The 14,123-nt window shown below is 62.6% G+C and carries 9 protein-coding genes and 2 tRNA genes; 8 read left to right on the top strand and 3 right to left on the bottom strand.

Annotation, left to right across the window (positions count from 1 at the left end; all coding sequences use genetic code 11):
• A tRNA-Gly gene (locus ACWA13_RS10260) sits at nucleotides 1-74 on the bottom strand.
• 168 nt (nucleotides 75-242) lie between these two features.
• Here ACWA13_RS10260 and ACWA13_RS10255 point away from each other — a divergent pair.
• The 6 genes from ACWA13_RS10255 (at nucleotide 243) to ACWA13_RS10230 (ending at nucleotide 5,508) form a co-directional block, all read left to right on the top strand.
• Nucleotides 243-317 (top strand) — tRNA-Pro (locus ACWA13_RS10255).
• Between the two features lie 91 nt (nucleotides 318-408).
• Complete coding sequence (gene tig / locus ACWA13_RS10250; RefSeq protein WP_463933790.1) at nucleotides 409-1,812, top strand: trigger factor; 1,404 nt, start codon at nucleotides 409-411, stop codon at nucleotides 1,810-1,812.
• A gap of 243 nt (nucleotides 1,813-2,055) precedes the next feature.
• Nucleotides 2,056-2,691 (top strand): ATP-dependent Clp protease proteolytic subunit, encoded by a 636-nt coding sequence (locus ACWA13_RS10245; RefSeq protein WP_463937906.1) that lies wholly within the window; start codon nucleotides 2,056-2,058, stop codon nucleotides 2,689-2,691.
• Nucleotides 2,692-2,728: 37 nt separating this feature from the next.
• Nucleotides 2,729-3,388 (top strand): ATP-dependent Clp protease proteolytic subunit, encoded by a 660-nt coding sequence (locus tag ACWA13_RS10240; protein ID WP_463933788.1) that lies wholly within the window; start codon nucleotides 2,729-2,731, stop codon nucleotides 3,386-3,388.
• Between the two features lie 182 nt (nucleotides 3,389-3,570).
• Nucleotides 3,571-4,857: an ATP-dependent Clp protease ATP-binding subunit ClpX gene (clpX, locus tag ACWA13_RS10235; RefSeq protein ID WP_463933786.1), complete on the top strand. Its 1,287-nt coding sequence runs from the start codon at nucleotides 3,571-3,573 to the stop codon at nucleotides 4,855-4,857.
• Between the two features lie 36 nt (nucleotides 4,858-4,893).
• Nucleotides 4,894-5,508 (top strand): mycothiol-dependent nitroreductase Rv2466c family protein, encoded by a 615-nt coding sequence (locus tag ACWA13_RS10230; protein ID WP_463933784.1) that lies wholly within the window; start codon nucleotides 4,894-4,896, stop codon nucleotides 5,506-5,508.
• 323 nt (nucleotides 5,509-5,831) lie between these two features.
• Here ACWA13_RS10230 and valS read toward each other — a convergent pair whose 3' ends face one another.
• A complete protein-coding gene (gene valS / locus ACWA13_RS10225) occupies nucleotides 5,832-8,453 on the bottom strand; it encodes a valine--tRNA ligase (protein ID WP_463933782.1) in 2,622 nt (873 codons plus the stop codon).
• Nucleotides 8,454-8,504: 51 nt separating this feature from the next.
• Here valS and ACWA13_RS10220 point away from each other — a divergent pair, with 51 nt between their 5' ends.
• Nucleotides 8,505-9,296, top strand: coding sequence for an SDR family oxidoreductase (locus ACWA13_RS10220; protein WP_463933780.1), 792 nt, complete (start codon nucleotides 8,505-8,507; stop codon nucleotides 9,294-9,296).
• A 19-nt stretch (nucleotides 9,297-9,315) separates the two neighbouring features.
• On the opposite strand, the gene ACWA13_RS10215 is transcribed toward ACWA13_RS10220, so the two are convergent.
• Nucleotides 9,316-10,356, bottom strand: a complete 1,041-nt coding sequence (locus ACWA13_RS10215) for an endonuclease/exonuclease/phosphatase family protein (RefSeq protein ID WP_463933778.1) — start codon at nucleotides 10,354-10,356, stop codon at nucleotides 9,316-9,318.
• 418 nt (nucleotides 10,357-10,774) lie between these two features.
• On the opposite strand from ACWA13_RS10215, the gene ileS reads away from it, so the two are divergent.
• Nucleotides 10,775-14,122: an isoleucine--tRNA ligase gene (gene ileS / locus ACWA13_RS10210; protein WP_463933776.1), complete on the top strand. Its 3,348-nt coding sequence runs from the start codon at nucleotides 10,775-10,777 to the stop codon at nucleotides 14,120-14,122.
• The last annotated feature ends 1 nt before the right edge of the window (nucleotide 14,123 follow it).

Genomic DNA, 14,123 nt, shown 5'->3' with positions numbered 1-14,123 from the left:
TGGAGGGGACGACGGGAATCGAACCCGCGTAATCAGTTTGGAAGACTGAGGCTTTACCATTAAGCTACGTCCCCGGGAACCGCTGGCAACCATTGTACTTGCCTGATATCAAGTACTTGATCACGACTGCCTGATGATTTCCGGTCGGCTGTTCAAGCCGGGTACAACTAAACCTAATTCATCCCCCACGTGTCAAATGTGCAAAGTGGGCCCGGATGACCGTAGACTTGCCTGTGCACTTACGGGGTGTAGCTCAGCTTGGCTAGAGCACCTGCTTTGGGAGCAGGAAGTCGCAGGTTCAAATCCTGTCACCCCGACTCTGCGGCCCGGTCCACACGGCCTGGCCAGGACGTTTCAGTACAGGGCGTTTGCAGAACCCACCCCCACAAAACCAGGAGTACTTAGACTGTGAAGAGCGCTGTCGAGAACCTCACCCCCACGCGGGTCAAGCTCAATGTTGAGGTCCCCTTTGAGGAATTGAAGCCCAGCATCGACGAGGCATACAAGACTGTTGCTTCGCAGATCCAGGTCCCCGGTTTCCGCAAGGGCAAGGTCCCGTCCAAGCTGATCGACCAGCGGGTTGGTCGCGGTTACGTGCTGGAGACGGCCATCAACGAGGGCCTCAACGGCTGGTACCAGGCCGCTGTCCAGGAATCCGGCATCCGCCCCCTGAGCCGTCCCGAGGTCGAAATCACCGAGGTTCCGGACCCGTCCTCCACCGATGGTGAGCTGAAGTTCCACGCCGAGGTTGATGTCCGTCCCGAGGTTGAACTTCCGGACTATGCCGGCATCAAGGTCGAGGTCGCAGCCGCTGAGTCCTCCGAGGCCGACGTCGACAAGGCCCTTGATGAACTTCGTGGCCGCTTCGGCACGCTGAAGTCCGTTGACCGCCCTGCTGCCAACGATGACTTCCTGACCATCGACATCACCGCCACCATTGACGGTGAAGAGGTTGATTCCGCTTCCGGCCTGTCCTACCAGGTAGGTGCAGCCACCATGCTCGAAGGCATGGACGAGGCCGTTACCGGCCTGTCCGCCGACGAAGAAGCCATCTTCGACACCACCTTGGTAGGCGGCGAGCACGCCGGCGAAGCCGCCCAGGTGAAGGTCGTCGTCAAGTCCGTGAAGATCCGCGAACTCCCCGAAGCCAACGATGACTTCGCCCAGCTGGCTTCCGAGTTCGACACTCTCGAAGAGCTTCGCGCGGACCTCGCCAAGCAGGCTGCCGAGTCCAAGGTCGTCGAGCAGGGCGTAGAAGCCCGCGACAAGGTCCTGGACAAGCTGGTTGAAATGATCGAGGTTCCGGTTCCGGACTCCGTCGTTGAAGAGCAGCTCGAAGCGCACTTCAAGGAAGGCGGCGGCCACGGCGAGGGCGAGCACGACACTGAAGAGCACCGCGAAGAGGTCAAGGCCAACACTGCCCGGGCCTTCCAGAACGAAATCATCCTGGACGCCATTGCTGAAAAGGAAGAAGTCAATGTCAGCCAGAACGAGCTGATCGACTACATCGTCAGCACGGCCAGCCAGTACGGCATGGACCCGAACCAGTTCGCCCAGATCATCGATCAGAGCGGCCAGGTTCCGATGATGGTTTCCGAGGTCCGCCGCCGCAAGGCCCTTGCAGTAGTGCTGGGCCAGGCAACGGTGACCGATTCCGAGGGCAACGCTGTTGACCTGAGCGACTTTGTGCGTCCCGGTGGCGAAGAAGCTCCCGCCGTCGAGGCTGAAGACGTAAACGCTGAGGTCTCCGAAGAAGCAGTTGCAGCGGATGAGACCGTCGCCAGCGACGATCCGGCAGCAGCCAAGTTCTAACAGTCCGGCAGCTTCGCAGCTGACGCTTCCGGCAATCGCACGGCCCCTGGATCCCGGATCCGGGGGCCGTGCTTTTTTGCGTCCTTATGCCTGCGGCGCAATCGTGCGCCGTCAGCGAACAGCCCAACATGTGCGAACAAAACCATCCTCAAACCGGTTAGTGTCCAAGTAGTGAAGTTACGTGATGTCACCGTCACCAGCGAGAGGTAAGAACACATGTCAGAGCACGCACAGTCACCCCGGATGGCTACGGTTGATCCCGCCAGCCAGGACAACTACATCTACAACCGCCTGTTGAAAGAGCGCATTATCTGGCTCGGCTCCGAAGTGCGCGATGACAACGCCAACGCCATCTGCTCGCAGCTGCTGCTCCTCTCGGCCGAAAACCCGGACAAGGACATTTACCTCTACATCAACTCGCCCGGCGGCTCCGTCACGGCCGGCATGGCCATTTATGACACCATGCAGTTCATCCCGAACGACGTCGTTACCGTGGCTACCGGCCTGGCCGCATCGATGGGCCAGTTCCTGCTGTCCTCCGGCACCAAGGGCAAGCGCTACGCCACCCCCAATGCCCGGGTGCTGATGCACCAGCCCTCCGGTGGCATCGGTGGCACTGCCTCGGACATCAAGATCCAGGCCGAACTCATCCTGCACATGAAGAAGGTCATGGCTGAGCTCACCGCAGAACAGACCGGCCAGTCCGTGGAAACCATCCTCAGGGACAACGACCGCGACAAATGGTTCACCGCCACGCAGGCGCTTGAGTACGGCTTCTTCGACAAGATCGCAGGTCATGCAAGCTCGGTGTCAGGCGGCGGCGGTACCTCGAACGGCTCAAACAGCTCGTCTGACGCGCAGCAGTCGTCCGAGCAGTAATCCGGCATTCAGAATCCAAGATCAGGAGCAACCACACATGAACTACAACTTCGGATCGTCTGCCGGCAACCTGCCTACCAGCCGCTACGTCCTGCCCCAGTTCGAAGAGCGCACGCCATATGGCTTCAAGCGCCAGGACCCTTACACGAAGCTCTTCGAGGACCGCATCATCTTCCTCGGTGTGCAGGTGGACGACGCCTCTGCCGATGACGTGATGGCGCAGTTGCTGGTTTTGGAGTCCACGGACCCGGACCGCGACATCACGCTGTACATCAACTCGCCGGGCGGTTCCTTCACGGCCATGACGGCCATCTACGACACCATGCAGTACATTCGGCCGGAGATTCAGACCGTTTGCCTTGGTCAGGCCGCCAGTGCAGCGGCCGTCCTGCTCGCCGCCGGTACCCCCGGAAAGCGGCTCGCGCTGCCAAACGCACGCGTGCTCATCCACCAGCCGGCTCTGTCCGGCGGCCAGGGCGGTCAGGCCTCTGACCTCGAAATCCAGGCCGCCGAAGTCATGCGGATGCGTTCCTGGCTGGAAGACACCTTGGCCCACCACTCGGGCAGGACGTCCGAACAGGTCAACAACGACATCGAGCGCGACAAGATCCTGACCGCGGCCGAGGCCTTGAACTACGGCCTGATCGACCAGGTGCTCGACTCGCGCAAGATCAAGCCACAGGCAATCACCCGTTAGGATGAGCGCCCCGGACGCCGGTGCAGCCCTGATTTTTTGGGCCGCACCGGCGTTCTCTTTCCACCCAAGACGTCCATTGTGACCTAGAGTGGATGTTGTCACTGTCGGGCAACCCGGCAGGACGGAACTACAAGCAAACGGTGCATTGCTGCATCGGCGGCAAAAAACTAAGGGGTTCCCACATGGCTCGGATTGGCGAGAGCACCGATCTGTTGAAGTGCTCTTTCTGTGGCAAGAGCCAGAAGCAGGTCCGCAAGCTGATTGCCGGTCCCGGCGTCTACATCTGCGACGAATGCATCGAGCTCTGCAACGAGATCATCGAAGAGGAGCTTGCAGAGGTAGCAGACCTGGGCAGCTTCGAACTTCCCAAGCCGCGCGAGATTTTCGACTTCCTGCAGGAATACGTCATTGGCCAGGAACCCGCCAAGCGCTCACTTGCCGTCGCCGTTTATAACCACTACAAGCGGATCCAGGCCGGCCACGCCCCCAAGAGCAGCAGCCTCGCCGACGGCGGACATCACGACGACGTCGAGATCGCCAAGTCCAATATCCTCCTCATCGGTCCCACCGGCTGCGGGAAAACCTACCTGGCACAGACTCTTGCCCGCAGGCTCAATGTTCCCTTTGCCGTAGCGGATGCCACTGCCCTCACGGAGGCCGGCTACGTTGGGGAAGACGTGGAAAACATCCTCCTGAAACTCATCCAGGCCGCTGACTACGACGTCAAAAAGGCCGAACAGGGAATCATCTACATCGATGAGATCGACAAAATTTCCCGCAAGAGCGAGAACCCGTCCATTACCCGCGATGTCTCCGGCGAAGGCGTCCAGCAGGCACTCCTGAAAATCCTCGAGGGGACAGTCGCTTCGGTCCCGCCCCAGGGTGGCCGGAAGCACCCGCACCAGGAATTCATCCAGATCGACACCACCAACGTGCTGTTCATCGTGGCAGGTGCTTTCGCCGGCCTGGAAGAGATCATCGGCTCGCGCTCCGGCCGGAAGGGCATCGGGTTTGGCGCCCCCCTGAATGACGTCAGCAAAAACGCCGATTCCTACGGCGAGGTGATGCCGGAGGACCTCCTGAAGTTCGGTCTGATCCCGGAGTTCATTGGCCGCCTGCCGGTCATCACCACAGTCTCCAATCTGGACCGCGACGCCCTGATGCAGATTCTGTCCACACCCAAGAACGCCCTGGTCAAGCAGTACCAGAAGATGTTCCAGATAGACGGCGTCGAACTCGTCATTGATGATGGCGCGTTGGAAGCAATCGCCGACCAGGCACTCGAACGGGGCACGGGCGCACGCGGCCTCAGGGCCATCATGGAGGAAGTCCTCCTCCCCGTAATGTTCGACCTCCCCAGCCGGCAGGACATCGCCACCGTTGTCATCAACGCGGACGTCGTCCTCAACGGTGCCGAACCTGCGCTTATTGAACACGAACCTCCTGCAAAGCGGCGTAAGTCCGCCTGAGAGTACCCGCTCCCGTTGAAACGTGAAGAGGACCCCATGACTGAAACATCACTGGACCGCGCCGATTTCTGGTTCGATCCACTGTGCCCGTTCGCCTGGATCACCTCCCGCTGGATCGGCGAGGTGGAACAGGTCCGTAACATCAAGACCGAATGGCACGTGATGAGCCTGTCCGTCCTCAATGAAGGACGCGAGCTGGAGCCGGCATACCGCGAATCCATGGATAACGGCTGGGGGATGGTCCGGGTCATCATCGCAGCCAGGGAGCAGCACGGCGATACTGTGATCAAGCCGCTGTACGACGCCATGGGCAGCCTGATCCACGAACGCGGCGAGAAGGACCGCGGCCTGGTCATCAGCAAGGCCCTGGCAGACTGCGGATTACCGGCCTCCTTGGCAGAAGCTGCCGGCACGGACGAGTACGACGCCCGGTTGCGGGCCAGCCATGAGGAAGGCATCTCCCTGGTGGGCCAGGATGTCGGCACGCCTGTGGTGGCATTCAACGGCACCGCTTTCTTCGGCCCGGTGCTGACGCGCATCCCGCGCGGTGAGGAAGCCGGCCGTCTCTGGGACGCCACCGTTACGCTGGCTTCTTACCCGCATTTCTTTGAGATTAAGCGCAGCCGCACCGAGCGGCCCGCCTTCGACTGAACGCAAAAGAGCCCCGGAAGAACTACTTGGTTGTAGTTCTTCCGGGGCTCTTGCGTACCCTGTCGGGCAGGACCACAATGGTTCTTACCCACTTCGAAAGAAGAGGGACGCAGGAACCAAAGATTCAGTGATATGTATCCGACGCAGCCATCGGCAAAGTCAGATACAAGCTACCAGTGACGTGGTAGGAAGACCTGGAACTCTGAGGATCCTGCCAGACCATCAAGTCGTCACCAGATGGCCGAAAGTCGAAGCCCCACCAACGGCAAAACGCTGATGGGGCTTCCCCTTTGCCCAAAAACAGGCGGTCGGCAGCGGGCTGCCTATGCCTGGGAAGGCTCCTCGGCCGGAGCCAGCTGCACGTCACTGACGGTCAGCTCCGCATCGCCGGCAACCAGGGTGATGTCGCGGGCATTGGAGGCCGCTTTGAGGTCACCAAGGCCTGCCTTCAGCTGCGTCGTCAGCAACTCGGATGCAGTGATGGTTGCGGACAACACCTCGGTACGCTGCTTGACCTTGGCTTCAGACTTCGCCTTGCGCACGCCGCTGAGGGCTTGTCCCACCGTGGCCAGCATGGTGGTGTCGCCGCCTGTTACGTCCAGGGCAGCCGGCCAGTTGGCCTGGTGGACGGAGCCGTTCCGCCACCAACTCCATACCTCTTCCGTGGCAAACGGCAGGAACGGGGCAAAGAGCCGCAACAGGGTGTCCAGGGTAGTAGCCAGTGCAGCTAGCACCGAGGCCTGTTCCTGCTCACCCGCGGCACCGTAAGCGCGGTCCTTGATGAGTTCCACATAGTCGTCCGTGAACTGCCAGAAGAAGCTCTCTGTAATCTGCAGGGCCCGGGCGTAGTCATAGTTCTCGAATGCCTTGGTTGACTGCGCCACAACCTCTGAGAGCTGCGCCAGGACGGCCCGGTCCAGGGGGTTGGTCACGACTGCCAGGTCATGGGAAACCACCGAGTTCTCCGTGGCACCCAGGTTCAGGACGAACTTGGAGGCGTTCAGGAGCTTAATGGCCAGGCGGCGGCCAATCTTCATCTGGGCAATTTCGTAAGCCGTGTCAGCCCCGAGCTTTGCCGAGGCTGCCCAATAGCGCACAGCATCCGAGCCGTATTCCTCCAGCACGTCGGTGGGTACCACCACGTTGCCCTTGGACTTGGACATCTTCTTGCGGTCCGGGTCCAGAATCCAGCCTGAAATGGCGGCGTGCTTCCACGGTGCGCAGTTCTCCAGGGCATCCGCGCGCACCACCGAGGAGAACAGCCAGGTCCGGATGATGTCGTGGCCCTGGGGGCGGAGGTCAAACGGGTAAACCTTGGCGAAGAGCTGCTCGTCACGCTTCCAGCCGCCCACGATCTTGGGTGTCAGGGAGGACGTGGCCCAGGTGTCGAGGATGTCGGCGTCTCCGGTGAAGCCGCCGGGCACGTCACGATGGGCCTCATCGAAGCCGGGAGCAGCATCAGCTGCCGGATCCACGGGCAGTTGCTCGTCCGACGGAACGATGGGGGCGTCGTAGTCGGGATTGCCGTCCGCGTCCAGGGGGTACCAGACCGGAATCGGCACGCCGAAGAAGCGCTGACGGGATACCAGCCAGTCCCCGTTCAGCCCTGAAATCCAATTCTCATAGCGCGATCGCATGAATGCCGGGTGGAAGTTGATTTCGTGCCCACGCGCGATCAGCCTCTCCCGGCGTTCCTCGTCCCTTCCGCCGTTGCGGATGTACCACTGGCGCGAGGTAACAACTTCGAGTGGCTTGTCGCCTTTTTCGTAGAAGTTCACGGGGTGCATGATCTTCTTGGGCTCGCCATCGAGCAGCCCGGAAGCACCGAGAAGTTTCACCACTTCTTCCTTGGCACTGAAAACGGTCTTGCCGGCGATGGCGGCGAAGGCCTCGCGGCCGGCGTCGGTGGTGATCCACTCAGGAGCTTCACCGATGATCCGGCCGTCCCGGCCCACGATGGCACGCGTGGGCAGTTGCAGTTCCCGCCACCAGGTGACGTCGGTCAGGTCGCCGAAGGTACAGACCATGGCGATGCCGGAGCCCTTGTCTGCCTTGGCCAGCGGGTGGGCCCTGACCTCAACCTCAACACCGAATACCGGAGACGTGACCTTCTTGCCGAACAGCGGCTGGTACCGTTCGTCGTCGGGGTTGGCCACCAGCGCGGCACAGGCGGCCAGCAGTTCCGGACGGGTGGTCTCGATGTAGATCTTTTCGCCGTCTTCGGTGAAGAAGGGATAGCGGTAGTAGGCGCCTGCTACTTCGCGGTCTTCAAGCTCGGCCTGGGCAACGGCCGTGCGGAAGGTTACGTCCCACAGAGTAGGCGCTTCTGCCATATAGGCGTCCCCGGCAGCCAGATTGGCCAGGAAGGCGCGCTGCGAGACTGCCCGCGAGTTATCGTCGATGGTGCGGTAGGTGAGCTCCCAGTCCACGGACAGGCCAAGCGTCTGGAAGAGATTTTCGAAGACCTTCTCGTCCTCCACGGCAAGCTCTTCACAGAGCTCGATGAAGTTCCTGCGGGAGACGACGTCAAAGTCCCGCTGGTTCTTCGCAGGCTGCGCCGGCGCGCGGTAGTCAGGGTCGTACGGGATGGACGGGTCGCAACGGACGCCGTAGTAATTCTGCACGCGGCGTTCGGTGGGCAGCCCGTTGTCGTCCCAGCCCATGGGGTAGAAGACGTTCTTGCCGTTCATGCGCTGGTAGCGGGCCAGGACGTCTGTCTGTGTGTAGGAGAACATGTGCCCCACATGCAGCGAACCCGATGCGGTGGGCGGGGGAGTGTCGATCGAGTAGACCTGCTCCCGTGTGGTGTCCGGGTTGAACTTGTAGGTGCCTTCGCTAAGCCAGCGCCGCGTGAGGGCAGCTTCGAGCCCCTCAAGGGCAGGCTTGTCGGGGACGTTGATAGGGGCGGTTTCGGGCGTGTCTATGCCCTGCGTGGATTCAGCCATTCCCCAATTGTTTCATGGCCGGCACCTGCTCGATGCCGTTAGGGTGGTGCCATGACTGACGTTTCGCAGGACAGGACAGCATCGGAAAAGGCCGCATCGGAAAAGGCGGCAGTCGTCACCGGGGCCAGCACCGGAATCGGCGAGGCCACGGTGCGCGCCCTGCGGGCGGACGGCTGGACGGTCTTCGCGGTCGCCCGGCGGGCAGACCGGCTCGAGGAGCTGGAAAAGGAGACCGGCGCGGTAGCCGTACCGGCGGATATTACTGACGACGCCGACGTCGAACGCGTCCTGCAGACCGTCTCCGACGCAGGTGGTGCGGGAACGCTCATCAACATTGCCGGCGGCGCCCGCGGGGCGGACCGGATTGGCGAAGCGAAGGCTGAGGACTGGGATTGGATGTACCAGGTCAACGTGCTGGGCACCATGAAACTCATCCGTGCTTTCCTGCCGCAACTGCGGGCAAACGGTGAAGGAACCGTGTTGAACCTGACGTCGACGGCGGGACTTGCAGCCTACGAAGGCGGGGCCGGTTATAACGCAGCCAAGTTCGCCCAGCATGCGATGACCGGAGCCCTCCGGCTGGAAGAAGCAGAGCACAACGTCCGCGTTATTGAGGTGGCACCTGGCCTGGTCCAGACCGAGGAATTCGCGCTGAAGCGGCTGGGCAGCCAGGCTGCCGCGGAAAAGGTGTACCAGGGCGTTGAGAAGCCCCTTACTGCCGGAGATGTTGCCGACGTCGTCAGGTACGCCGTGAGTGCACCGCACCACGTGAACCTGGACCAGATTGTGATCCGTCCGGTTGCGCAGGCGGCCAACCATAAGCTGATCCGCAAACCCAGCTAAGTGCCACCGGGAGGGCCGGTCAGGCCGCCGGGATGGTGAGGGTGGCCATGATGGCGGCGTGATCCGTACCTGGCACGGTATGGACGGCATAACCGGAACTGCCCACGCCTTCGCTGGTCACCAGATGGTCGATCGCGATGCCCGGCAGTAACTGTCCTTCCATGGGCCAGGTGGGGGCCAGCCGCGAACCGGTCGCTGCTGCCACGTCAGCCATGCCGGCCCTCTTTGCACTATCGGAAGGGCCAGGAGACAGGATCCTGCGGAACTCGGCGTGGTCCAGCGTGGCATTGAAATCACCAGCCAGGAGCCGGTGGCCCGGCCGCTGGCCGACTCTTCCGATGGCGGCAAGGTCGCTGCGCCACTGGGCTACCCGCACATCCACCGGCGGCAGGGCATGGACATTTGTCACTTCCAGAACGGCAACCGATCCGCCGGATTCTGCCGTCAACCGCACCGTCGGCATCTGGAAGGGCGTATCCGGGATCAGGCCGGCGTGCTCCAGTGGATAGCGTGAGTAGGTCCCGCTCCCGGCGCCGTCGTCAGTAGGATCACTGATCCTGAAGGGGAGTATCCGCTCCAATCCCTCCCTGGAGAGCCCTTCCTGCAAGCCCAAAGTATGTTCCTGGATAGTCAGGAGCCCAATGCCGTTGTCCCGGACCAATTGGACGATGCTGCCCGCATCCGCCTGGCCGAACTCCGCATTGATGTTCATGACGTTCACCTCAACGGCCGGCCGGCCGGCGGCGTCAGCCTGGGCAGGACGTCCGGCATCAAGCGGGAACAGCCAGAACAGCTGGCAGGCCACCAGGGCGCCCGTGGCTACCTGCATCCAGCGGCGCCGGGACAGGAGTGCAAAGGCCAGGGCGGACACGGCCGGAACAGCAAGCCACGGAGTGAACGCCAGCAGCTGTACCACCAGGACAGGCCATTCGGCCGGGATGGCACGGAATACCGACAGCGCCAGCACCGGCACGGCCGCCAGGACGGCGAGCCAGCCAAAGATCACGGCCGTGCGCGTCCGGTGGACTGTGTCGTTGCCGGTGCCGGTGGAAGCGGTCATGGGAACGAGTCTAGGCAACAGATGCACCACCTTTTTCCAAGAGATGAGACGCCTGTGTGGCTGAAGCGGCGGAACCGCTGGCCCCTGGCAGCGAATGGCGGGATAAGCTGCGGCGATAGTAGACTGAAAAGACAGCTACGACCCGGCTATCACCGGTGAGCTTCCGGAAGAACGCGCGGTCCGCCAGGGAACTGGCAGATTGCGTCAGTAGAACCGGACGGGTAAGCCCGTCACAGCAGTAATGAGCGGCCGACGCCGGAGCGGACTTTCGTCAATGAGTCCCGTTCGGGAGTGGGCAAGTGAGGTGGTACCGCGGCAGGTGCAACGCCCAAGGGCGCGGCATGAACCGTCCTCGCATCCTGAACGGAGCCTGGCAGCAATCCTGCCCGGTTCACCAGCTCAACCCAGGATGATGAGAATGACGTACTACCCCAAGGCTTCAGCCACTACCGTCGGCACCCCCTCGAAAAGAAGTGCAGCGGGCGTATCCACCTCCGTGAAGTTCCCGGAGATCGAGGAACGGATCCTCAAGTACTGGGATAAAGACGGTACGTTCCAGGCCAGCATCGACCAGCGCCCGGCCGAGCTCCCCGGCGGAGCTCCCGGAAGCAATGAGTTTGTTTTCTACGACGGCCCGCCCTTCGCCAACGGCCTGCCGCACTACGGCCACCTGCTGACCGGCTACGTCAAGGACCTCGTCGCCCGCTACCAGACACAGCGCGGCAAGCGTGTGGAGCGCCGCTTTGGCTGGGACACCCACGGCCTGCCCGCCGAGCTGGAAGCCATGAAGCAGCTGGGCATGACCGACAAGACCCAGATCGAGGCCATGGGCATCGACAAGTTCAACGACGCCTGCCGTGCTTCCGTGATGAAGTACGCCGGCGAGTGGAAGGACTACGTCAGCCGCCAGGCCCGGTGGGTGGACTTCGAGAACGACTACAAGACGCTCAACGTCGAGTACATGGAGTCCGTGCTCTGGGCCTTCAAGCAGCTGCACGAGAAGGGCCTGACCTACAACGGCTACCGCGTGCTGCCGTACTGCTGGAAGGACGAGACCCCGCTGTCCAACCATGAGCTGCGCATGGACGACGACGTCTACAAGAACCGCCAGGACCAGACTGTCACCGTGACTTTCCCCATCAAGGCGGGCGAACCGGAACTGTCCAGGACGCTGGAAGGCGTGCAGGCGCTGGCCTGGACCACCACGCCCTGGACGCTGCCAACCAACGCCGCGCTCGCCGTCGGCCCTTCCATCTCCTATGCCGTCCTGCCGGTTGGTCCGAACGGTATCAAGACAGCATCAGCTGACGCTGCCTTGAATGGCAGCTTCCTGCTGGCCGCGGACCTGGTGGGAAGCTATGCCAAGGATCTGGGCTATGACGACGCTGCGGCCGCGCAGGCCGCCGTTGTCTCCACCCACACCGGCACCGAGCTCGAGGGCCTGGAGTACCAGCCGCTGTGGCACGACTTCGCCGACACCGAAAAGTACGGCACCCAGAACGCCTGGCGCATCCTTGTGGCGGACTACGTCACCACCACCGACGGCACCGGCCTTGTCCACCAGGCGCCGGCCTACGGTGAAGAGGACCAGAAGATCTGCGAGGAAGCAGGAATCCCCGTGGTGCTCTCCGTGGACGAGGGCGCAAAGTTCCTGCCCTTGTTTGCCGGCGGCGACCTCCACGACATCGTCGGCCTGCAGGTGTTCGAGGCCAACAAGCCCATCACCCAGGTGCTGCGCGCCCAGGGCCGGCTGGTGCGCCAGGCGAGCTACGAACACAGCTACCCGCACTGCTGGCGCTGCCGCAACCCGCTGATCTACCGTGCTGTCTCCTCCTGGTACGTGGAGGTGACCAAGTTCAAGGACCGGATGTCCGAGCTCAACCAGGACATCAACTGGATCCCCGGCAACGTCAAGGACGGCCAGTTCGGCAAGTGGCTGGCCAACGCCCGCGACTGGTCCATCAGCCGCAACCGCTACTGGGGAAGCCCCATCCCGGTGTGGGAGTCCAGCGACCCGGAGTACCCGCGCACCGATGTGTACGGCTCGCTCGCGGAGATCGAGGCAGACTTTGGCAGGCTGCCGCTGAACAACGACGGCCAGGTGGACCTGCACCGGCCGTTCATCGACGAGCTCACCCGCCCCAACCCGGACGATCCGCGGACTCCCGAAGAGGGCCAGTCCGTGATGCGCCGCGTAGAAGACGTGCTGGACGTCTGGTTTGACTCCGGTTCCATGCCCTACGGCCAGGTGCACTACCCGTTCCAGAACGAGGCCTGGTTCGACACGCACAACCCGGCCGACTTCATTGTGGAGTACATCGGACAGACCCGCGGCTGGTTCTACATGCTGCACATCCTGTCTACGGCGCTGTTTGACCGCCCGGCCTTCCGCAACGTCATCAGCCACGGGATCGTGCTGGGCTCAGACGGCCAGAAGATGTCCAAGAGCCTGCGCAACTACCCCGACGTCACCGAGGTCCTGGACCGCGACGGTTCCGATGCGATGCGGTGGTTCCTGATGGCCAGCCCGATCCTCCGCGGTGGAAACCTGGTTGTCACCGAACAGGGCATCCGCGACGGCGTACGCCAGGTGATCCTGCCGCTCTGGAACGTGTACAGCTTCTTCACGCTGTACACGAACGCCTCGAATGGCGGCACTGGGTACGAGGCAAAGCTCCGCTACGACGGCTACACGGACACCCTGGACCAGTACCTGATGGCCAACACGGGAGACCTGGTGCGCACCATCACCGCCCGGATGGACGAGTACGACATCTCCGGAGCCTGCGATGCTGTGCGCAGCTACCTGGATATGCTCACCAACTGGTACGTCCGTCGCAGCCGCCAGCGTTTCTTCGACGAAAGCACTGACGCGTTCGACGCCCTGTTCACGGCACTGGAGACAGTGTGCCGGGTGTCAGCGTCCTTGCTGCCGCTGGTGTCCGAGGAGATCTGGCGCGGCCTCACCGGCGGCCGATCAGTGCACCTGGCCGACTGGCCTGATGCTTCGCTGTTCCCGGCCAACCCGGTCCTGGTGGAGGCGATGGACCGGGTGCAGCAGATCTGCTCAACCGGATCGTCACTCCGCAAGGCTGCCAACCTGCGGGTACGCCTCCCGCTGCAGGAACTGACTGTGGTGGCACCCGGCGCGGATTCGCTGCAAGGCTTTGCCGCCGTCGTCGCGGATGAACTGAACCTCCGCTCGGTCCGGTTGCTGGACGCCGCAACCGCCTCTCCGGAGGAGTTCGGGATTCAGCAGAAGCTGGTGGTCAACGCACGCGCCGCAGGCCCGCGCCTGGGCAAGAACGTCCAGCAGGCCATCAAAGGCTCCAAGTCCGGCGATTGGACTGTGGACGAACAGGGTTTGGTGACGGCGGGGGGGCTTGCGCTGGAACCCCATGAATACAGCCTGGAAACCGTTGTGGCAGAGTCCGACGGCGGCGCTGGGGCATCTTCTGCGGTAGCAGTTTTGCCCGGCGGCGGCTTCGTTGTGCTCAACACCGAGGTCACCCCCGAACTTGAAGCCGAAGGGACGGCGCGCGACATGGTCCGTGCCATCCAGCAGGCCCGCAAGGACGCAGGGTTGAACGTCAGTGACCGGATCCGCACCACGGTCAAGGCACGGCAGAACGTGGTGGAGGCACTGGCGGCCAACGCCGAACTGGTCAAGGTGGAGACCCTGACCCTGGTGCTCGAAACGGAAGCGGCAGACCTTGCCGATCCCGACGTCGTTGTAGAAAAAGTTGCAGAAAAAGTGGAGGCCTAAG

The sequence above is a fragment of the Pseudarthrobacter sp. TRD_SC_9 genome (genome assembly GCF_055361265.1).
The sequence above is the reverse complement of the archived record's forward strand: the minus strand, read 5'-3'. Positions and strand labels throughout refer to the sequence as shown.